The sequence below is a fragment of the Mesorhizobium sp. M0119 genome (assembly GCF_040322615.1).
Lineage (GTDB): Bacteria > Pseudomonadota > Alphaproteobacteria > Rhizobiales > Rhizobiaceae > Mesorhizobium.
In genome coordinates this window covers 177,131-196,848 of sequence record NZ_JAMYTU010000004.1, presented here as the reverse complement: position 1 = coordinate 196,848, position 19,718 = coordinate 177,131, and the positions used below count along the sequence as shown (strand labels likewise).

Here is a 19,718-nt window from a genome sequence, read left to right as displayed (position 1 = left end):
CGGGTTCGGCCGCCTCTTTCTCTCTTGAGTGGCAGCAGCAACCGATGTCCTTTCGCGAACGCCTTCAATCCTGGCGCTACAATCTCGTGCCCGATCATCTCGTCGGCGAGATCCTGAGCAAGCGCTGGACTGACAACGCCATTCCTTTCCTGGCGCTGGTGGCGACGCTCGGCGTGTTCGGTTCGATCATTCCCGGCTTCTTCAAGCCGATGTCGCTGCAGGAATCGACCCGCCAGCTCGGCGAGTTCTCGCTGGTGGTCACCGGCATGACGGTGGTCATGCTGGGCGGCGGCATCGACCTTTCGGTCGGCTCGATCTTCGCGCTGTCGTGCTTTTCCGCCGTGTTCGTCTTCTTCATCCTCGAACAGTCGGTGTGGCTGGCGCTGGCCGCCTCGATCGTCACCGGCCTGCTGTTCGGCGCGATCAATGGCTATCTGATCGGCTATTTCCGCCTGCGCGCTTTCCTGACGACACTGGTCACCTTCATTTTCGGGCGGGCGCTGTTCGACATACTGGTCACCACCTATGCCGCCGACGTGCAGCTTTCCGATGCCACATCGGATGTGCTGGACTTCATCGGCGACGATACCTTTTGGGGCCTGTCGGTTGCGGTGTGGGCGGCGATTATCCTGGCCATCATCACCCACGTCGCGCTGACGCGCTCGCGGCCCGGCTGGCATGTGCAGGCGGTAGGCGGGTCGCGGCGCTCGGCCCACAATGCCGGCATCCGCGTGCGCCACACCGTGTTCATGACTTATGTGTTCTCCGGCTTCTGCGCCTCGCTCGGCGGCTTTCTCATCGCCTGCCGGCTGAGCGGGGCAGGGCCGGGAACCGGCCTCAACCTTGAGGTCATGGCGTTGACGGCGGCGGTCGTCGGCGGCGTCAGCCTGGGCGGCGGCCGCGGTTCGGTGATCAAGGGGCTGATGGGCGCGATCATCGTGCTGACGATGACCAACGGGCTGATCCGGCTGGGCTATGGCACCGGCACCAACCAGATGGTGCTGGGCATCATGCTGGCCGTCGCAGTCACCATCGACATTCGCTGGCTGAAGAACCGCCACAAGGTTCTGGACGAGGTCTATGTCGCACCGGTCTATCTGAAAATGGGCGCAACGCAGTCGGCGGCACCGGGCTCGGGCACGCCTTACGAGCTCGACAATCGGCTGTCGGAGGCTGACCATATCGGGCTCGGCGAGCTGGAAGGGCCGGAAGACGTCATCCTCGACCGCGACGACCATCTCTATTGCGGCACCAGGCATGGCGAGATCGTCCGTTTCTTCGCGCCGGACTATAAACGCTCGGAGGTCTTTGCCCATATTGGCGGCTTCCCGCTCGGCCTGGCCTTCGACAAGACAGGCAATCTGATCAGCTGCGTCGGCGCGATGGGCCTTTATTCGGTTTCGCCGCAGCGCGAGGTGAAGCGGCTTTCGGCGGAAACGTCGCGCTCCTGGACCTCGATCGTCGACGATGCGCGCCTGCGCGACCCCAATGATTGCGACATCGCGCCGGACGGCCGCATCTACTTCACCGATTCCACCAAGCGCTATGACGCGCACGACTGGGCGCTGGACTCGATCGAGAACCGCGCCACCGGGCGGCTGCTTGTCTATGATCCGAAGGACGCTTCGACCAAGACATTGCTCGACGGCTACCGTTACACCAACGGCGTCTGCATGGCGCATGACGGCAAGTCGTTGTTCTTCGCCGAAAGCTGGGCCTGCCGCGTGCATCGATATTGGCTGGAAGGGCCGAAAGCAGGCAGCGCCGAATGCGTCATCCGCGACATGCCGGGCTACCCCGACAACATCAACCGTGCCTCCGACGGCAATTACTGGATGGCCTGGCTCGGCATGCGCACGCCGAGCTTCGACCTGTCGCTGCGCCATCCCGACATGCGCAAGCGCATGACGCGCCGGCTGCCGCAGGACGAATGGCTGTTCCCCAACATCAACACCGGCGGTGTGGTGAAATTCAACGAGAAGGGCGGCATCGTCGAGGCGATGGGCGACCTGTCGGGCGCCGCGCATCCGATGGTGACTTCGATGCGCGAGCACAAGGGTTTTCTGTTCGTCGGCGGTATCCTCAACAATCGGATCGGCCGCTACCGGATTGCCGGGGCCGACCCGAACTGGACCAGCCCTGCTTCCTATTGGGGAGCAAAGGCATGATGCTGGACCCGATCCTCGACATCTTCCGCGGCAAGGCGGTGACAATCCCGCCGCTAGACGGTGCCTTCAGGCCGAATACGCTGCTGGACGATGCGCCGGCTTTTGCCGATCTGACCGAGCCCGACAATCTGCTGGTCGCCGACGGCCGGCTGCTGGCGTCCAGCGGCAATGCCGTCTACGCGCTCGCCGCCGGTGGCGCGCCTGTTCTGGTCGAGACATTTCCGGCCGCAGTCACCGCGCTCGCGCGCTCGCCTGCCGGCGAACTGACGGTCGGGCTCGAAAGCGGCAGGCTGCTGATTGCAGGCAAGGAGGCCGCCCTGCCTGCCGAGATCCGCTGCATCACAGCACTCGCCTACGCGGAAGATGGCACGCTTTGGCTGGCCAATGGCTCGGCCGACCACGGGCCGTCGCAATGGGCCGCCGATCTGATGAAGAAGGGTGCGTCGGGTTCGCTGTGGAAGCGCGATCCGGCAGGCAGCGAATTCCGCAAGCTCGCCGGTGACATCGCCTTTCCCTATGGCCTGCATCCAACCGGCAAGGACGTGCTGGTCGGCGAGAGCTGGCGGCACCAACTCGTCCGCTTCGACAGCGCGACAGGCAGCCGCTCGACGGTGCTGGCGCATCTGCCCGGCTATCCCTCTCGCCTGTCGCCTGCCGCCGGTGGCGGTGCCTGGCTGGCGCTGTTTGCGCCCCGCAACCGGCTGATCGAATTCGTGCTGCAGGAAAAGCACTATCGAAACGACATGCTGGCGCAAGTGCCGCCGCAGCACTGGATCGCGCCGGCGCTCGCCTCGAATCGAAGCTTCCTCGAGCCGCTGCAATGCGGTGGCATCCGCACCATGGGCATCCACAAGCCGTGGTCGCCGAGCCGCTCCTACGGGCTGGTGGTCAGGCTCGATCGGGAGATGCGGCCGCAATTCAGCCTGCACAGCCGCGCCAACGGCACGCGCCATGGCATCTGCAGCGTGGCGGAGAAAGACGGCCGCCTGTTCATTGCCTCGAAAGGCGGCGATTGCCTGCTGGCTATCGACCTGGCTCCAGAAGGGCATCGCTGATGGAACCGATCGTCCGCCTGGAGAATGTGACCAAGACCTATCGCGGCGTGCCCGCGGTGAAGAATGTCGGCTTCGAGCTGCGCAAGGGTGAGATCCACGCGCTGCTCGGCGAGAATGGCGCGGGAAAATCGACGCTGACCAAGATCATCGCCGGCGTCGTCGACGCGACCTCGGGAAAGATGTTCCACAACGGGCAGGAGATCGCCTACACCTCGCCGCACGCCGCCCTTGAAGCCGGCATCGCCATGGTGTTCCAGGAGACCAGCCTGGTGCCGTCGATGACGGTGGCGCAGAACCTCTATCTCGGAACGGAGCGCTTTCTCAACCGGCTGCGCGGCACCTACATCTCGGCGCAGCAGTTCCTGCAGTCGCTGAACTTTCCCGTCGACCCGAACGCCATGGTGGCGACGCTTGGCGCGGCCAAACGGCAGATGGTCGAGATCGCGCGCGCCGTCCACCACAATGCCGAGATCATCATCTTCGACGAGCCGACGGCGACGCTGACGCCGGAGGAGAAGCGGCACTTCTTCGCACTGATCCGCCGGCTCAAGGCAAGGGGTGTGTCGATCGTCTTCATCAGCCATGCGCTCGAAGAGGCGCTCGATATCGCCGACCGCATCACCATCCTGCGCGACGGCGAACTGGTGATCACCGACGACACAGCCGCTTTCGATCGCGACAGGATCGTCGCCGCCATGGTCGGGCGCACGCTATCGGGGCAGCTCTACAGCCAGCGCGACGAGGCCAGGCTGCGCAAGCCCGGCAAGAAGGTGCTTTCGGTGCAGGACATCTCGATGAGCAATGTCGTGCGCAACAATTCCTTCTCGATCTTCGAGGGCCAGATCACCGGGGTGTTCGGGCTGATCGGCTCGGGCCGCACCGAGACGTTCAAGATCGTCTCCGGCATCTACAAGCGCGACTTCCTGCGCGGCGGCACGATCGAACTGGACGACCGGCCGGTGCGCTATCTCGTGCCGAGCGAGGCAGTTGCCGACGGCATCGTCTATGTCACTGAAGACCGCAAGAGCGAGGGGATATTCGAGACGATGGACGTTGCCGAGAACCTGTTCGGCGGCTTTTTGGCGGCTGGACGGGAAAAGAGCTGGGTGATCAATGCGCAGGAGATGCGGGCGCTGTCGGCGGAGTGGACGAAGACGCTGAACGTCAAGGCGATCAACGACAATGCCCGGGTGGTTGAACTTTCCGGCGGCAATCAGCAGAAGGTGGTGATCGGCAAGGGGCTGGTGCAGAAACCGCGCATCGTCATCTTCGACGAACCGACGCGCGGCGTCGATGTCGGCGCCATCGCCGAGATCCACCAGATCATCAACCGGCTGGCGGACGAGGGCCTGGCCGTCGTCGTCATCTCGTCCTACCTGCCGGAGATCATGAACCTATCGGACCGCATCCTGGTCTGCCGGCAAGGCCGCATCGTCGAGGAGTTCTCGCCGGCCGAGGCGACGGAGGAGAAGATCATGTATGCGGCGGTGCATTAGGGCGATGCGTACTTCGACAATTGGCCGTGTCGCCAGTCCATTCGTCATCCTGGGGCGAAGCAAGGAGCGCAGCGACGCGGCGCAGACCCCAGGATCCATGCCGCGACCACAGAGCGCGGCCGCGGTGCAGAATTCTGCTCCGCTGCAATCTTCGGCGGAGGTTACGGCATGGATCCCAGGGTCTTCGCGACGGAGCTTCGCTCCTGCTTCGTCCAGGGATGACGACGTTGAGGGGCTTCGGCCGGCCTTCAAGGCCTTGCCTCAGCGCGTCAATTGCTGATTTATCCGAGGCGATTAGCCGCCTTTTCTCAAGATCTGATTCAACGACCTCGCATAATGATTCAAACGAAAGGAGCCTGATCATGGCCACCACAAGACTTCTGACCGATGCTGAGGTCGAGGCTATTCCCGCCGTGAAGGCCGTATTCGACGACATCCGCGCGACGCGCAAATCCGACTTCGTCAACAATTTCTGGCGCGGGCTGGCCAATGATCCGGTTTCGCTGAAGCGGGTGTGGGAGCAGCTCAAGGCGGTGATGGTCGCTGACAGCGCCATCGACCCGCTGACCAAGGAGATGATCTACATCGCCGTCTCCACAGCCAATGGCTGCTCCTATTGCGTCCACTCGCACACCGCGGCAGCGCGGGCCAAAGGCATGACCGACGCGCAGCATGGCGAGCTGGTGTCGATCATCGGACTGGCGGGGCAGACCAACCAGATGGTCACGGCGATGCAGATCCCGGTCGATCCGGAGTTCGAGGTGAGGTGAGGGGCGGGGCGCCTTCCCTTCTCCCACAAGGGGAGAAGGGATGCGCTACACCGGCCGATATACCTTCTCCGCCGTGTTCCAGAAGATATCGGCCTCTGCCGCTGCGCCGTGCTTCGCCACAGCTTCCCGGTGCGCCCTGATCAACTCGGCATGGCTGGTCCACAGCTTCTCGATCGGGAAGTTCGAGCCGAACATCAAATGGTCGCTGCCGAGGATGTCGATGGCGGCGTCGACGATATAGCTGATCAGCGCCGGGTCGTTGCGGTGGACGAAGGTGCCGAGGCCGGACAGCTTTGCATAGAGGTTTGGTGCCGCTGACAGCGTGCGCAGGCCGGTCTTCCACGCCTCGGTGGTCTCCGGTTCCATGTCGGTCAGCATGCCGGCATGGGTGAGAACGAAATTCGTCTCGGGGTTCTCGCCGACAAGCGTCAGCCCATCCTTCATCTGGGCGGGGAAAAGCTGCAGGTCGAAGGACAGGCCATAATCCCTGAGTCGCGCGACATTGGCCCGCACCTTCGGATCGATGACCTGATCGGCCGAGGCGGCGAAGCGGAAGGCCGGCGTTTGGTGCCAGTGCAGCTGCATACGCACGCCGCGCAACAGCGGATATTTTTTCAGCCGGTCGATCTGGGGACGCACATCGTCGACCGTCATGTCGGCATAGCCGACGATGGCGTGCGGCCAACCGGTTTCTTCCGCGGTCTTCTGCAGGAAAGCGACCTCTTTTTCGAAATCTTCCTTGGCCCAGTTGGTCTGGACATAGACCGCCTTCTCGACGCCTGAACCTTGCTGGTCCGCGAGGAATTCCTCGATCGGATAATCGCGGCGGATCGGCTCGTAAGGGCCAAAGATGCGTGGCACCATCGGTCCGACGAGCCAGGGCTGGTCCTTTTGGCGCCAGATGTGGAAATGCGCGTCGATCGCCTTCTGCATCACAAAACCCTTTTCCAGATTGCCGCGGCCGCCGGAGCTGGGCGGGCGAGCGACAGGATGAACTCGGTGAGTCCGGCGATTGAGGAGCCGTCGATCAGATCGTCGAGCACCGGCAGGATCGCGCGAAGTGCCGCCGTTGCCGGCCGAAAGCGTGGATCGCCGGCCAGCGGCGTCGCCAGCGAAAGCCGAAAGGCGCGGGCGCTCAGCCGGCGCATCGCCATTTCCAGCTCGGCATGGTCGCCGCGCTCCAGCGCGTCCGACAGGATGACGATCGCCGCCCCGCGTGCAAAGGCGGAGAAGCGCGGCACCGATAGAAACGCGAGCAGCGTCGGTCCCATGCGGGTTCCGCCGTCCCAGTCGTCGACCTGGGCAGCGGCGCGGGCCAGCGCCTGGTCGCGGTCGCGAATGCGCAGCGCCGAGGTGATACGGGTCAGCCGTGTGCCGAAGGTGAAGATCTCCGCCCGGTCGGCGCCTTGCACGGCCGCATGCGCCAGCTTGAGATAGTCCGATGTGTAGAGCTTCATCGACCCCGACACGTCGATCAGCAGCAAAAGCTTGCGCGGCACTGTCTGCCGCCGGCGCAGCAGCGGCGAGGGGATATCGCCGTCGGCACTGACGATTTCGCGCAGCGAGCGGCGCAGATCGAGCTTGCCGCGCGCATGCGTGCGCACGGTGCGGAAGGAGCGGCGGGCGGGCAAAGCGGTGGCGAGCTTGCGGCGGAAGGCGGCAAGCCCGTCGCTATCGCGGCTGAATTCGCGGACGCTCAACTGTTCGCTGGCCGAAGACAGTTCGCCGCCTTGCTCCTGGCGGACCACCTCGATTTCCTCTTCGCTGGTTTCGCCGTCATCCTTGATGCGGGTTTCCTCGTCGGCGTCGCCTTCGACCACCGCAGCCGTGCTGCCATAGAAATGGCTCCGGAAATGCACGTCGAATTCGTCGCGGCGGTCGGGCGGCGGCGCCAGCGTGGCAAGGGCCGCTTCGTGGATGTCGGCCATCGAGCGCGGGCCAAGCAGCGTCACCGCTTGCATGAAATCGGAGACCTGCTCGGGTGCCACCGCAAAGCCGTAGCGGCGCAGCAGCCGGCCGAAGCCGAGGAAGGGCGCCGCCCCTCGAGGCAGTGCTGCGGCGCTCACGCCAGCGCCTCCTCGACAATCTTGCCGAGCTCGGGCGCGATGCAGGAAAGGTCCTCCTCGTCCTTGATCAGCACGCCGATGGCGCGGCGAAACGCTTCCGGCCACGGGCTGCCGCCCTTTTCGAGGATGGTCGCGGCATTGGCCCATTCGACCGCCTCGGCGATGCCGGGCGGCTTGGCCAGCGGACGGGCGCGAATGTCACGCACGGCTAAGGCAACGGCGCGCGCCGTGGCTCTTGCGACGTCGCCGGCGCGCAGCATGATGATCTCGGCCTCGCGCTCGGCGTCGGGATAGGTGATCCAGTGGTAGACGCAGCGCCGCCGCAGCGCTTCGGCAAGCTCACGGGTGCGGTTCGAGGTCAGGATGACGATTGGCTGCGCCGTCGCGCGAATGGTGCCGCGCTCGGGAATGCTGATCTGGAAATCGGACAGGAACTCCAAGAGCAACGCTTCGAATTCATGGTCGGAACGGTCGATCTCATCGACCAGCAGCACGCGTTTTTCCGGTGCCTTAAGCACCTGCAGCAGCGGCCGTGCGATCAGAAAACGGTCGTCATAGATGTCGACCTCGTGCTCGCCGGCATGGCGGATGGCGAGCAGCTGGCGCTGGTAGTTCCACTCGTAGAGCGCATGTGCGGCGTCGATGCCTTCATAGCATTGCAGCCGCACCAGATCGCGCCCGAGCAGTTCGGCTATCGCCTTCGCCGCTTCGGTCTTGCCGACGCCGGGAGCGCCTTCGAGCAGCAGCGGCTTACCCAGCCTGATCGCCAGGAAGATGGCGGTGGCCAGGCTTTCATCGGCCAGATAGCGCGAGGCGGCGAGGCGGGACGCCACCGCCTCCGGCGAGGTCGCGACTGTCTCGGCGCTTCTCTTGGGCATTTCCAGCACTCAGTTCGATGCTTGCGCCTTCAGCGCCCGCAGGATGCGCTCCGGCGTGATCGGCAGCGTGTCGATGCGCACGCCGACGGCGTCGAAGACGGCATTTGCGACCGCCGGGATCTGCGGGTTGGCGCACATTTCGCCCGGCCCCTTGGCGCCATACGGCCCGTCCGCCGAGGGTCGTTCCAGCACGATGATCTCGGTTTGCGCGAGATCGCCAGGACCCGGCATCAGATATTGGTTGAAATCGGTGCCGCCATGGTCGCGGTTGGGATAGTAGGGCTCGGTCGTCTCATAAAGGGCATGGCTGATGCCCATCCACGAGCCGCCGACGAGCTGCTGTTCGACCATTTTCGGGTTCAGCGCGCGACCGATCTCAAACACGTTCTTCACGGTCAGCACCGTGACCTCGCCGGTCTCGTCATCGACCTCGACCTCGGCAACCGTGCAGGCGTGGGCATAGCAGGTCGAGGGCTTCATCGCGCCGGTTTCTTTCTCCGGATAGGAGCGGGGGATCAAAAACATGCCGCGACCGGAAATCGAACGGCCGCGCTTGAAATGCGCCGACAGGGCGACATCGAAGATCGAGATCGACCTTTGCGGCGCGCCTTTGACCAGGATGTTGCCCTGGCCATCGGTCTCGAGGTCCGAGGCGTCTACCTCCAGCTCCTCGGCCGCCACTTCCAGCATCACCTGGCGGGCTTCCCTGGCCGCCTGGATGACAGCATTGCCGGCGCGGTGCGTGCCACGCGAGGCGAAGGTGCCCATGCAGTGCGGGCCGGTGTCGGTGTCGGCGGTGTCGACAACGACACGGTCGGTCGGCACGCCGATCGTCTCGGCGCAGATCTGTGCCATGATCTGCTTCATGCCCTGGCCGAGGTCGACGCTGGAGAGCGTGACCATGAAATTGCCGGTCGGCGTCGAATGCACCAGCGCCTGGGTAGGGTCGCCGCCAAGGTTCATGCCGGTCGGATAGTTGATCGCGGCGACGCCGCGTCCGCGCCTGATCGCCATTTCAAGCTCCCTTCGCGTAAGACGACATCGCCATGAACTTCTCCGCCACCGGCCAGTTGGCGGCGCGTGAGGCTTCCTGCATGCATTCGATCAGCGCCGCTCCCTCGGTCGGCTGGCGATGCGCCTTCACGTCGCCGTCGCGGTAGGCGTTGATGAAGCGGAATTCGAGCGGGTCCATGCCGATCAGCCGGGCGAGCTTGTCCATCTGCACCTCCAGCGCGAAGTCGCCGATGGTGACGCCGAAACCGCGCATCGCCGAGGAGGGGGTGCGGTTGGTGTAGACGCAGTAGGTGTCGATCCAGACATTCGGGATCGTATATGGGCCGGGATAATGCCCGGCGCCCTTCTGCGCGCCGTAGGGCGAATGGCGCGAATAGGCGCCCGCATCGGTGTAGCCGGTCACTTTGCGCGCGACGATGCGGCCGTCGTTCATGACGCCGTCCTTGATGACGACCTTTTCGGCGGCGCGGGGCGAGGAAATCTGCATCTCCTCCTCGCGGCTGTAGACAAAACAGACCGGTCGTCCGGTTAGTTTGGCGCCGAGGATGGCGATCGGCTCGACGATGACGTCGACCTTGCCGCCAAAACCGCCGCCGACAGTGCCGCCGACGAAATGCAGCTTGTTGCCGGGCATCTGCAGGATGATCGAGGCGTTGTCGAGGGTGAAGAACATCGCCTGCGTGTTGGTGTAGCAGATGAAGCGGTCGTTGCCCTCGGGCGCGACGATGCAGCCGGTCGTCTCGGTCGGCGCATGCTCGATCGGCGAAGACTGGTAGGTCTGTTCGAGTAGGTGGTCGGCCTCGGCAAAGCCGGCCTCGACATCGCCGAAGCGCACCTTGCGGCATTCGCCGCTATCGTAGAGATAATAGTTCCGGCCGTGATATTCGTTGACGATCGGCGCGCCGGGCTTCAGCGCTTCCTCCATGTCGAAGACGGCCGGCAGCACCTCGTAGTCGACCTTGACCTTGGCGGCGGCTTCCTGCGCGGCGCGCTCGGTCTCGGCCAGCACCGCCACCACGGCCTCGCCCTTCCAGCGCACCTTGCCGTCGGCCAGAACCGTTTCGTCCTCCGGCCCGATCTGGATCAGGATCAGGATGGTGTAGACATTGTGCGGCACATCCTTGGCGGTCAGCACCTTGACGACGCCTGGGTGCTTTTCCGCCTCTGACGTATCGATGCTGCGGATGCGGGCGTGATGGTGCGGGCTGCGCACCATCTTCAGGTGCAGCATGCCAGGAAAATTGCGGTCGGCGAAATAGGCCGTCTTGCCGGTGACATGGCCGGGTGAATCCGAACGCGGCCGTGGTTGGCCGATCTCGTGCAGATCGTCCTTGCGCTGGTCGGCGAAATAGCTCTTGCGGAGTTCCATCTTTTTGACTCCCCTCAAGCCGCGTTCTGCGAATTGGAGCGCGCGGCAGTCAGCACCGCTTGGATGATCGGCTCGTACCCGGTACAGCGGCAGATATTGCCCGACAGCGCCTCGACCACGTCCTCGCGGCTGGGGTTCGGCGTGTGGTCGAGCAGCACCTTGGCGGCCATGATCATGCCCGGCGTGCAGAAACCGCATTGCGTGGCGAAAGCGTCGAGGAAAGCGCGTTGCAGCGGATGCAGCACGCCGCCTTCCGAAAGCCCTGACGTTGTGGTGATAGTCGCACCATTGCAGGCCTCGGCCAGCGTCAGGCAGGAGAGCCGGAGTTCGCCATCGATGACGACCGAGCAGGCGCCGCAGGTGCCTTGATGGCAGCCGCCCTTCGGCGAGGTGTCGCCGATCTTGTCGCGCAGCGCGTGAAGCAGCGTCGTGCCGCTGTCGATGAATTCGGCCTTTTCGGCACCATTGAGCGTGAACTGAACCGGAACCTTTGCCATCTTTTTACTCCTTGCGCCGCGGCCAGGCGGGGACATACGCGCCACGGTCTTTCAGGCGAGCAGCAACCGGCCGAGATGGACCGGCAGGACTTCGTTGCGATACCAGGCGCTGGCAACTGGATCGGTTGGCGGCGAAGTGCCGTCGCGGGCAACAGCCAGTGCCGGTGCGATGCCCTCGCTGGTGAGTTCCCGGCCGATCAGGGCTTTCTCCGCCGCCCTGGCACGGATCGGCCGGTCGGCCATGCAGCCGAGCGCGATCCGCGCGGACGACACGGTGCCGTCCGGTGCGCGTTCCAGCACGGTGGCGATGCTCAGCACCGAAATGCCCTTTGGCTTGACCCGCGACACTTTCAGGAAGCGAAAGCCGCCTTCCTTCGGAAGCGTGAAGCCGACCGCGGTGACGATGGCGTGGTTGCTTTCGCGTTTTGCCAGGAAGGTTTCGATCGGCAGTTCGCCGGCCCCGGTGCTGACGGTTGCATCCAGAGCCAGCAGTGCAACGGTGAAATCCCCGTAAGGCGTTGGCGCGAAGAGATTGCCGCCGACGCTCGCCATGTTGCGGATCGCCGGGCCGCCGACGGCGCGCGCGGCGTGGGCCAGCGGAGCGAGATCCGGGTGACGGGCGATCGCCGCCATTGTCACCGAAGCGCCAATGCGGACCGTGCCGCCGGAAACGGTCACGACCGACAGCGCCGGTTCGGTCGACCTGACGAAACCGGAGATCGACACGTCGCCTTCATTGACGGCGCGCACGGCCAGCGTGCCGCCACCGAGATAGCGGGTGCCGGCGGCTTTCAGCGCCGCGCCGGCGTCCTTCACCGTCGGGAAAGTCTGCAGTGCAAGCGCCATGGAACGCTCCTCTTTTACGCCTGGCTCTGGCCGGCAAAATGCGCCTTCAGGGCGTTGAAGCCGCCCTGGAAGACGTTTGCGCCCATGCCTTCGGCCAGCTTGTCGGCTTCCTCTGGGGGCGCGTCGAAGCGGGCGGTCCATTCTGCATAGGTGCGGTCGCCGTCGGTCACCCGCCGCAACTGCAGCGTTGCCTTGTGGTTGGTGAGCGGTTGCGGCGTCTCCAGGATGGAGTAGCTGACGAGGAAATTCTCGTCGGAGAAATCGAGCAGCTTTTCGCGGAGGCGGGCGCCGCTGGCGAGCTGGAAATTGCGCACGCAGCCGATCGTGCCGGCGTCCTTGCCGTCTTCGATATGACTTTCGACCATGCGTGGGTGCCAACTCGGCAGGCCGTTGAAGTCGCGTATGCGCGCCCAGACCTTTTCGACCGGCACGTCGATGACGCTGGAGATGGTGACTTTCGCCATATGATCGTTCCCTTGCAAATCAGCTGCTTGGGAGGCTAGGGCGGCAGGTTCGGCAGCGCTTATCAATGCGTCTTGAACGCCTATCAAATAGTCTGAAAAACGGGCGCTCAGCTGATTGCCCGCGCCGCCTCGCGGTAAAGCGTCGGCGGGACGCCGACATGGTCGCGGAAGAAGCGCGAGAAATTGCCCTGCGTGGTGAAGCCGAGATTGCAGGCGACCGAGATCAGCGGCTCCTGCGACCACTGCAATTGCCGCACCGCTTCCTCCATGCGCAGCGTGTTCCAGTAGACGTTGGGCGTCAGATTGGTCTGTTCCTTGAACAGCGCGAAGAAATGCGGCCGCGACAGGCCGACGCTGCGCGCCACGTCATCGAAGCAGATACGCTCGCAGACATTGGCTTTCATCAGCTGGATCGCCTTGCGGACGCGGAAGTCCTGCATGGTGTTGACGCGGGCGCGCACCGTCTGCGGTGCGGACGCGTCGGCGGCGTCGAGCACGCTGTCGATGAAGCGCTCGATCTCGTAATTGGCGATGTCGTCGATGCTCTCATTGTCGCTGAGATGGTCGAGGAGGTTGGCCGCTGCCTTGTGCAGCCAGGGCTCGAGTGTGATTGCAGGGCTCGAGAACAGCGGCGCGGCGGAAGGCAGCTCGCGGCGTTTTCGAGCCCAGTCCGGATCGATGTAAAAGGCGAGAAACAGGCCAGGCGTGCCGTCGCGGGACAGAGCGTGGCTGTGCGGCTGGAAGGAATTGATGCCGGCGGCGGTGCCCGGTCCAAGCCGCACCGTCTCGCGGCCGATGGTCATCTCGCCGGCCGTGCCTTCCAGCCAGATGATGATATGCGCCTCGACATGGGCATGGGTGACGAAGTCGCTGGCGACGTTCAGGACAGAAACATGTCCGAACCGGCCCCAGTAGAGCCTGATCGCTTCCGTCATGGGTATATCCTCCCGCAGGCGACTGGCCTCCCTTCGCCTGCTGCGAGCGATTGTGCGGCGCAGTCTGGGCTTGCGTCAAGACGGATGTGCACGTCCGGGCGCCTGCCATGCGCCGCACTGGCGGATTTTCAGACTCGGCGATAGGAGGAAGGCGAGCGTTTCCAGGCCGGTATGGCTAATCCGAGGACCAGCGCCAGCGAGGCCTCGAGGCCGGCGATTCGACCAGCGAATGATCTATGATCCAGCGCCGAGATCCGGCCGAAAATTCAGTCGTTGCGCCTGAAATTGCGGATGCGGTCGAACAGCACGGCGAGCAGGATGGCGCCGCCGATGAACACGCCTTGCCAGAAGGCATTGATGCCGAGCAGGCCGAGGCTGTTGCGGATGACCTCGATCAGCGCCGCGCCAACGACCGCGCCGAAGGCTGTGCCCATGCCACCGGCCAGGTTGGCACCACCGATGACGGTGGCGGCGATCACCTGAAGCTCCATGCCGTTGCCGAGATTGGTGGTGACCGCGCCCAGCCAGCCGGTCTGGATGATGCCGGCAAGGCCCGCCGCCAGTGCCGAGATCATGTAGACGACAACCTTGATCTGGCGCACCGGAACGCCGGTCAGCGTTGCCGCATGCTCGTTGCCGCCGATGGCGAAGATGTGCCGGCCGAATTTCGTCCAGCGCAGCACAAAGCCGGTGATCAACGCCAGCACGATCATGTAAAGCACCGGATTGGCAATGCCGAACACCCAGGCGCCGCCGCCCAGCGCCAGCAGCTTTTCATGGTCCGGCCCGAACTGGAAGACGACGGTGTTGTTGGAGGCGACCATGGCCAGGCTGCGCGCAATCGACAGCATGCCGAGCGTCACCACGAAGGGCGGAAAGCCGAGATAAGCGATCAGAACCCCGTTGAAGGCGCCGATGATCAGCGCCGTGGCGATCGCAGCGCCAATGCCGATCTCGATGCCGTAGCCGGCATGCATGGTCACGGCCAGCACCATCGAGCACAGGCAAAGCACGGAGCCGACCGACAGGTCGATACCGCCGGTGATGATGACGAAGGTCATGCCGAGCGCCACGATGGCGACGAAGGTGACGTTGCGGGTGATGTTGTAGAGGTTCTTGGTCGTGGCGAAGGAATCCGTGGCCACCGACAGGAACAGGCAGGCGAGGATGACCGCGATCACCACCCAGAAGGTCTGGCTGGCAAACACCTTGCTCAGCAAGGTGTGCTGCTTGTGCGCGATCGTCTGATCAAGGGTGACAGCCATTATCGACCTTTTTTACTCATGGTTGAGGCGTCAATCATACCTGTTCGATGGCGCCGGTGATGAGTCCGGTGACTTCTTCCGGCGAACTCGATGCGATCGTCTTGTCGGCGACCTTGCGGCCGCGCCGCATGACGATGACGCGGTCGGCAACGTCAAAGACGTCGGGCATGCGGTGGCTGATCAGCACGACGGCGATGCCCTGGTCGCGCAAATGGCGGATCAGGTTCAGCACCTCGGCGACCTGGCGCACCGAGATCGCCGCGGTCGGCTCGTCCATCAGCACGATCTTGGCCTGCGAAAGCATGGTACGGGCGATCGCCACCGCTTGCCGCTGGCCGCCCGACATTTGTTTGACAAGGTCGCGCGGGCGCGTTTCGGATTTCAGCTCGGCGAAGATCTGGCCGGCACGCTTGTACATGGCGGCATAGTCGAGGATGCGAAGCGGCCCGAGGCCGCGGCGCAATTCACGGCCGAGATAGACGTTGGCGGCGGCCGTCAGATTGTTGCACAGCGCCAGGTCCTGATGGACGATTTCGATGCCGTGCTGGCGGGCCTCGACCGGCTTGTGCAGGATCAGCTCCTTGCCGTCCATCTGCATCGTGCCATGGCTAGGCGGGAAATTGCCGGCGATCATTTTGACCAGCGTCGACTTGCCGGCGCCGTTGTCGCCCATCAGGCCGACAACCTGTCCGGCCTCGATCGACAACGAAACGTCGTTGACCGCCTGGATGGCGCCAAAATGCTTCGAGATGTTGGTGAGTTCGAGAACCGCCACCAGCCTTCTTGCCTCCCCGTGCTTTGCGGGCCGCGGTTCTGCCGCGGCCTTTCGCTCTCCCCAGTTCCTCCCGGAGGCAGCGATTTTGCCCATTTACGCATAAGCCACCTTGGCGTCAACCACGGCTTCTTTCGAAAAATCAGTTTTGTAGGACAAATAGCATTGACGTCGGTGACAAGGCGATATTAGCTAAGTGTCGGAGGAGCTTGCGCCGATCCCCCGGGTTGCCGGAAGGAATTGGTGAGGGTTTGTCGGTCAAGGATTTGGCAACCAGCGATATCTGTCGGCGCCGGTCTGAGACTGAAGATGAAAATGCTTATCGACCTGGCTTGGCGACACGAGTGCGACGTCCTCTGTCATCTTGCTCCGGGTCGGTCTGTGTGTGGCGGGCACGCGGTGTCCGTTTGTTTCAAAAGGGAGGACTGACATGAGGAAATCACTATTGCTCGCTGCCGCCGCCGTCATGGCGTTGGGTGCCGGGCCGGCCATGGCCAAGAAACAGCTCGTTATCGTGGTGAAGGGTCTCGACAATCCATTCTTCGAGGCGATCCACCAGGGTTGCGAGAAATGGAACAAGGAAAACGCCAGCTCGGAATATGAGTGCTTCTACACCGGACCGGCGTCGACCTCGGATGAGGCCGGTGAAGCCCAGATCGTCCAGGACATGCTGAGCAAGCCCGACACGGTGGCGATGGCGATTTCGCCGTCGAACGCGCCGCTGATCGCGCAGACCATCAAAAGCGCCAATCCGTCGATCCCGATCATGACCCTCGACGCCGACCTCAGCAAGGAAGACGCGGCGCTGCGCAAGACCTATCTCGGTACCGACAACTACCTGATGGGTCACAAGATCGGCGAATACATCAAGAAGGCCAAGCCGAATGGCGGCAAGATCTGCACCATCGAAGGCAATCCGGCGGCCGACAACATCCTGCGCCGCGCGCAAGGCATGCGTGACGCGCTTTCGGGCAAGGACGGCCTCGCGGCGCTCGCAGGGGAAGGCGGCTGGACGGAAGTTGCCGGCTGCCCGGTGTTCACCAATGACGACGGCGCCAAGGGCGTGCAGGCGATGACCGACATCCTCGCTGCCAATCCCGATCTCGACGCCTTCGGCATCATGGGCGGCTGGCCGCTGTTCGGCGCTCCGCAGCCCTACCGCGACCTGTTCAAGCCGATGGCCGACAAGATCGCCAGCAACGCCTTTGTCATCGGCGCCGCCGACACCATCGGCGACGAGGTGGCGATTGCTCGTGACGGGCTGGTGACCGCACTGGTTGGCCAGCGGCCGTTCGAGATGGGCTACAAGGCGCCCTCGGTGATGATCGACCTGGTCGACGGCAAGCCGGTCGCCGATCCGGTGTTCACCGGCCTCGACGAATGCACCAAGGACACCGTCGACACCTGCATCCAGAAGTAGGTCGGCAATTTCGGGGCGCCCGTCGGGCGCCCCGTTACGCATCGTCCATACAAAACGCACGAGGCGACGCTGCTTTGGAGCGTAGGCCGCCGCTTTGTCGTGTCCTGAGTTCAGGCTTTCGACAGGCAGCTGCCGGGGAATACGAATGCCGGACGCGACATCAAAAAAGCGACCCGCCAAGTTGAAGGCAGAGGCTGAGCGGCCGGCCGGCGTTCGGCGTGCCGACGCCGCACACTTTCCTGGCTCGAGCGTGCATGCGTCGCTGGCCAACGAGATCGGGCTGAGGATCGTGCGCGGCGACTATCCGCCGGGAACCATCCTGCCCAACGAAGCCAAATGGTCGGAGACCTTCGACGTCAGCCGCTCGGCGGTGCGCGAGGCGATCAAGATGCTGATGGCCAAGAGCCTTTTGGCATCACGCCCGAAGATCGGCAGCTGGGTCGAGCCGAAGGAACGCTGGAACCTGCTCGATCGCGATGTGCTGGCCTGGTACGCGACCTCGCCGGACCGCGAGGTGTTTCTCAGGACTGTGCAGGAATTCCGCCATATCATCGAGCCGGAGGCGAGCGCTTTTGCCGCGATGCGGCGCACCGACGAGCAGATGGCCGAGATCAGCCAGGCCTGCCGCGAGATGGGCGAGGCGACCAACCTGCAGGAGCGCACCCGCGCCGACACGCGATTTCATCTCGCCATCCTGCGCGCGTCGGGCAACGACCTGCTGGTGCCGCTTGGCGTGCTGATCGAATCGGCGCTCGATCACCTGTTTGTTTTCGTCACGCGCGAAACCAGCGACCAGCAGCATGCGCAGAGGCTGCACGAGGCGATCGAGAAGAACATCCGCCTGCAGCGGCCGGCTGCAGCCCGTGCCGCGGTGCACAGACTTCTCGCCAACACCGACGACGTTATCGGGCGGTCGCGGCGGTGATTTAGGCACCGAGGCTGTGGATTTTTACCGCCGCGCCACATGTTGTTCTTGCTTTGTGCCGGCAGCTATGCTATTAATTTCGGTATCGTGCTAATTGGCTCCAACGACCCGCCCACCGAGGCGGGTTTTTTATTTCTGGCGTCTTCCGATCGGAAGTTGTGCGTGCTGCGGTGCACAGACTTCTCGCGAATACAGATGACGTTATCGGCCGGTCTAGGCGCTAATTCGATCGTTTCTCGGCCAATAGCGCGTAAGTCGGGTCAACCGGCAACGAAGGTCGATCATTCCTGCCAGTGGCAAATCGCAAATTTAGGAGATTAGCCGAAACCCTGCCTTCGTCATCCCTGGGCGGAGCAAGGAGCGAAGCGACGCGGCGCAGACCCTGGGAAGCTCGAAGCACTCTGGGACTGGTCGTCTCGATCAATTCGGTCTCCCGTTGGCGGAGCCAGCGCTTCAGCAGCTTCTGGCTCGCGGTCATGGTGGAAGGGCAACGAGCGCAATGGCGGATGCAAGCGCCGCTCCGAGCCGCTGCATTCTTCGGCGGATGTCACGGCATGGATCCCAGGGTCTGCGCGACGTCGCTTCGCTCCTGCTCCGCCCTGGGATGACGAAGGCGTGGTGGCAATTCGGCTAATCGCCAGCGTTGGAGATTGGCGGCTGTAGCTGGTCGGCAGCGAACGTCTACAGTTCCTTTCGGGCTCAATCGAAGAACCAAATCCTCTGTGCAAACGAACTAGCCTGCGGCAGTCGAATGTTGGTGTTTTGCGACAGACGTTAATCCCAACGTTCTCAGATCGTCTGCTTCTTGCCATCCCTGGTCGGCATGAGGTCGACGCCGTTGACCTTGCCGATATGCGTGGCCAGCATCGGCACGTACTGGTCGGCGGGGCCAGCCGCGAAGGCGCCGGCGAAGGCGTTCTTGGTGGCGTTGCCGAGCGGGTTGGCGATGCCGGCAGCACCCGCCATCGATTCGAGATAGGTGAGATCCTTGAAGGCGTTGGCGATGGTGAATTTGTGCGCGTCGCGGTCGCCTTCCAGCGTCCAGCGCATGAAGGTCTGGTAGAAGCCGCAATCCATGCGGCCGTTGCGGATCACGCTGTCGAAGCGCGGCGGCGAGATGCCGACCTTCTGCGCCAACGCCAGCGCCTCGGAATAGATTGCGGCGTAGCCGAGCGAGATGAAATTGTTGAGCAGCTTCATGCGATGGCCGTCGCCGGTGTCGCCGATATGGACGATGCGCCCGGCCCAGGTGTCGAGCACCGGCTTCAGCCGGGCAAAGACCGCATCGGGCGCGCCGACCATGGCGTCGAGCGTGCCTTCCCAGGCCTCCTTCGGCGTGCGGCTGAGCGGGGCATCGACATAATCGACGCCGAGCGCCTTGAGCTCGGCCGCCAGTGCCACCGTCGACACAGGATCCGAGGTCGAGCAGTCGACGACAACCGATCCCTGCTTCAGGCCTTCCTTGAGGCCGCCTGCGCCGCGGATGATGGCTTCGACCTCGCGCGAGCCGGTGACGCAGATGAAGACGATATCGGATGCCGCCGCGATGTCGCGCGAGGTCGCCGCTTCCCTGGCGCCGCGGCCGAGCAGGTCTTCCGCCGGAGCGCGGTTCTTGCGGCCGAGAAACGTCAGCGGATAGCCCTTGTCGACGATGTTCTTCGCGATCCCGTGCCCCATCAGGCCGAGCCCGATGAAACCGATCTTTTCGCTCGCGGCGGTAGTGTTCATGTCGTTTCGTCCTATTTTGCAATGATGGATGACGGCGCTGCACCTTGCCG

General features: G+C 63.9%; 18 protein-coding genes. 6 read left to right on the top strand and 12 right to left on the bottom strand.

The annotated features are described in order from the left end of the window. Positions 1-44 precede the first annotated feature (44 nt). The 4 genes from NKJ40_RS05955 (at position 45) to NKJ40_RS05940 (ending at position 5,489) form a co-directional block, all read left to right on the top strand. Complete coding sequence (locus NKJ40_RS05955) at positions 45-2,168, top strand: ABC transporter permease (RefSeq protein ID WP_352465279.1); 2,124 nt, start codon at positions 45-47, stop codon at positions 2,166-2,168. Continuing rightward, a complete protein-coding gene (locus NKJ40_RS05950; protein WP_352465278.1) occupies positions 2,165-3,223 on the top strand; it encodes an SMP-30/gluconolactonase/LRE family protein in 1,059 nt (352 codons plus the stop codon). The genes NKJ40_RS05955 and NKJ40_RS05950 overlap by 4 nt, the downstream gene beginning before the upstream one ends. Beyond that, positions 3,223-4,719, top strand: coding sequence for a sugar ABC transporter ATP-binding protein (locus NKJ40_RS05945; RefSeq protein ID WP_352465277.1), 1,497 nt, complete (start codon positions 3,223-3,225; stop codon positions 4,717-4,719). The genes NKJ40_RS05950 and NKJ40_RS05945 overlap by 1 nt, the downstream gene beginning before the upstream one ends. A gap of 362 nt (positions 4,720-5,081) precedes the next feature. Continuing rightward, on the top strand, positions 5,082-5,489 hold the full coding sequence (locus tag NKJ40_RS05940) for a carboxymuconolactone decarboxylase family protein (protein ID WP_352465276.1): 408 nt from the start codon (positions 5,082-5,084) through the stop codon (positions 5,487-5,489). 45 nt (positions 5,490-5,534) lie between these two features. Here the strand turns inward: NKJ40_RS05940 and NKJ40_RS05935 are convergent, their stop codons facing one another. The 11 genes from NKJ40_RS05935 to NKJ40_RS05885 all read right to left on the bottom strand — a co-directional run bounded on the left by NKJ40_RS05935 (position 5,535) and on the right by NKJ40_RS05885 (position 15,598). Further along, positions 5,535-6,422, bottom strand: coding sequence for an amidohydrolase family protein (locus NKJ40_RS05935; RefSeq protein WP_352465275.1), 888 nt, complete (start codon positions 6,420-6,422; stop codon positions 5,535-5,537). Next, positions 6,422-7,555, bottom strand: a complete 1,134-nt coding sequence (locus NKJ40_RS05930; protein ID WP_502903691.1) for a vWA domain-containing protein — start codon at positions 7,553-7,555, stop codon at positions 6,422-6,424. Before NKJ40_RS05930 ends, NKJ40_RS05935 begins: the two co-directional genes overlap by 1 nt. Beyond that, positions 7,552-8,433, bottom strand: coding sequence for an AAA family ATPase (locus tag NKJ40_RS05925; protein ID WP_352465274.1), 882 nt, complete (start codon positions 8,431-8,433; stop codon positions 7,552-7,554). The genes NKJ40_RS05930 and NKJ40_RS05925 overlap by 4 nt, the downstream gene beginning before the upstream one ends. 9 nt (positions 8,434-8,442) lie before the next feature. Continuing rightward, positions 8,443-9,447, bottom strand: a complete 1,005-nt coding sequence (locus NKJ40_RS05920; RefSeq protein WP_352465273.1) for a xanthine dehydrogenase family protein molybdopterin-binding subunit — start codon at positions 9,445-9,447, stop codon at positions 8,443-8,445. Position 9,448: 1 nt separating this feature from the next. Then, positions 9,449-10,816 (bottom strand): xanthine dehydrogenase family protein molybdopterin-binding subunit, encoded by a 1,368-nt coding sequence (locus NKJ40_RS05915; RefSeq protein ID WP_352465272.1) that lies wholly within the window; start codon positions 10,814-10,816, stop codon positions 9,449-9,451. A gap of 14 nt (positions 10,817-10,830) precedes the next feature. After that, positions 10,831-11,313 carry a (2Fe-2S)-binding protein gene (locus NKJ40_RS05910; RefSeq protein WP_352465271.1) on the bottom strand — a complete coding sequence of 161 codons (483 nt, stop codon included), beginning with the start codon at positions 11,311-11,313 and terminating at the stop codon, positions 10,831-10,833. A 51-nt stretch (positions 11,314-11,364) separates the two neighbouring features. Next, positions 11,365-12,159, bottom strand: coding sequence for an FAD binding domain-containing protein (locus NKJ40_RS05905; RefSeq protein ID WP_352465270.1), 795 nt, complete (start codon positions 12,157-12,159; stop codon positions 11,365-11,367). Between the two features lie 14 nt (positions 12,160-12,173). Next, positions 12,174-12,623, bottom strand: coding sequence for an SRPBCC family protein (locus NKJ40_RS05900; protein ID WP_352465269.1), 450 nt, complete (start codon positions 12,621-12,623; stop codon positions 12,174-12,176). 107 nt (positions 12,624-12,730) lie between these two features. After that, a complete protein-coding gene (locus NKJ40_RS05895) occupies positions 12,731-13,558 on the bottom strand; it encodes an AraC family transcriptional regulator (RefSeq protein ID WP_292660605.1) in 828 nt (275 codons plus the stop codon). A 266-nt stretch (positions 13,559-13,824) separates the two neighbouring features. Next, entirely contained in the window at positions 13,825-14,823 is a 999-nt protein-coding gene (locus NKJ40_RS05890; RefSeq protein WP_352465268.1) for an ABC transporter permease, read from the bottom strand. 34 nt (positions 14,824-14,857) lie between these two features. Then, positions 14,858-15,598: an ATP-binding cassette domain-containing protein gene (locus NKJ40_RS05885; protein ID WP_023675804.1), complete on the bottom strand. Its 741-nt coding sequence runs from the start codon at positions 15,596-15,598 to the stop codon at positions 14,858-14,860. Positions 15,599-16,025: 427 nt separating this feature from the next. Between NKJ40_RS05885 and NKJ40_RS05880 the strand changes: the two genes are divergently transcribed. Next, entirely contained in the window at positions 16,026-17,015 is a 990-nt protein-coding gene (locus NKJ40_RS05880; protein ID WP_023675805.1) for a sugar-binding protein, read from the top strand. Positions 17,016-17,160: 145 nt separating this feature from the next. After that, positions 17,161-17,940 (top strand): FadR/GntR family transcriptional regulator, encoded by a 780-nt coding sequence (locus NKJ40_RS05875; protein WP_352465267.1) that lies wholly within the window; start codon positions 17,161-17,163, stop codon positions 17,938-17,940. A gap of 789 nt (positions 17,941-18,729) precedes the next feature. Here the strand turns inward: NKJ40_RS05875 and NKJ40_RS05870 are convergent. Next, complete coding sequence (locus NKJ40_RS05870; RefSeq protein WP_352465266.1) at positions 18,730-19,668, bottom strand: NAD(P)-dependent oxidoreductase; 939 nt, start codon at positions 19,666-19,668, stop codon at positions 18,730-18,732. Positions 19,669-19,718 lie beyond the last annotated feature (50 nt).

Excerpts from the sequence above, each read along its gene's own strand:
- NKJ40_RS05880 (WP_023675805.1), top strand. The coding sequence starts at position 16,026 with ATGAGGAAATCACTATTGCTCGCTGCCGCCGCCGTCATGGCGTTGGGT.
- NKJ40_RS05935 (WP_352465275.1), bottom strand. The coding sequence starts at position 6,422 with ATGCAGAAGGCGATCGACGCGCATTTCCACATCTGGCGCCAAAAGGAC.
- NKJ40_RS05940 (WP_352465276.1), top strand. The coding sequence starts at position 5,082 with ATGGCCACCACAAGACTTCTGACCGATGCTGAGGTCGAGGCTATTCCC.
- NKJ40_RS05870 (WP_352465266.1), bottom strand. The coding sequence starts at position 19,668 with ATGAACACTACCGCCGCGAGCGAAAAGATCGGTTTCATCGGGCTCGGC.
- NKJ40_RS05955 (WP_352465279.1), top strand. The coding sequence starts at position 45 with ATGTCCTTTCGCGAACGCCTTCAATCCTGGCGCTACAATCTCGTGCCC.
- NKJ40_RS05925 (WP_352465274.1), bottom strand. The coding sequence starts at position 8,433 with ATGCCCAAGAGAAGCGCCGAGACAGTCGCGACCTCGCCGGAGGCGGTG.
- NKJ40_RS05905 (WP_352465270.1), bottom strand. The coding sequence starts at position 12,159 with ATGGCGCTTGCACTGCAGACTTTCCCGACGGTGAAGGACGCCGGCGCG.
- NKJ40_RS05910 (WP_352465271.1), bottom strand. The coding sequence starts at position 11,313 with ATGGCAAAGGTTCCGGTTCAGTTCACGCTCAATGGTGCCGAAAAGGCC.
- NKJ40_RS05945 (WP_352465277.1), top strand. The coding sequence starts at position 3,223 with ATGGAACCGATCGTCCGCCTGGAGAATGTGACCAAGACCTATCGCGGC.
- NKJ40_RS05875 (WP_352465267.1), top strand. The coding sequence starts at position 17,161 with ATGCCGGACGCGACATCAAAAAAGCGACCCGCCAAGTTGAAGGCAGAG.
- NKJ40_RS05920 (WP_352465273.1), bottom strand. The coding sequence starts at position 9,447 with ATGGCGATCAGGCGCGGACGCGGCGTCGCCGCGATCAACTATCCGACC.
- NKJ40_RS05890 (WP_352465268.1), bottom strand. The coding sequence starts at position 14,823 with ATGGCTGTCACCCTTGATCAGACGATCGCGCACAAGCAGCACACCTTG.
- NKJ40_RS05950 (WP_352465278.1), top strand. The coding sequence starts at position 2,165 with ATGATGCTGGACCCGATCCTCGACATCTTCCGCGGCAAGGCGGTGACA.
- NKJ40_RS05900 (WP_352465269.1), bottom strand. The coding sequence starts at position 12,623 with ATGGCGAAAGTCACCATCTCCAGCGTCATCGACGTGCCGGTCGAAAAG.
- NKJ40_RS05895 (WP_292660605.1), bottom strand. The coding sequence starts at position 13,558 with ATGACGGAAGCGATCAGGCTCTACTGGGGCCGGTTCGGACATGTTTCT.
- NKJ40_RS05915 (WP_352465272.1), bottom strand. The coding sequence starts at position 10,816 with ATGGAACTCCGCAAGAGCTATTTCGCCGACCAGCGCAAGGACGATCTG.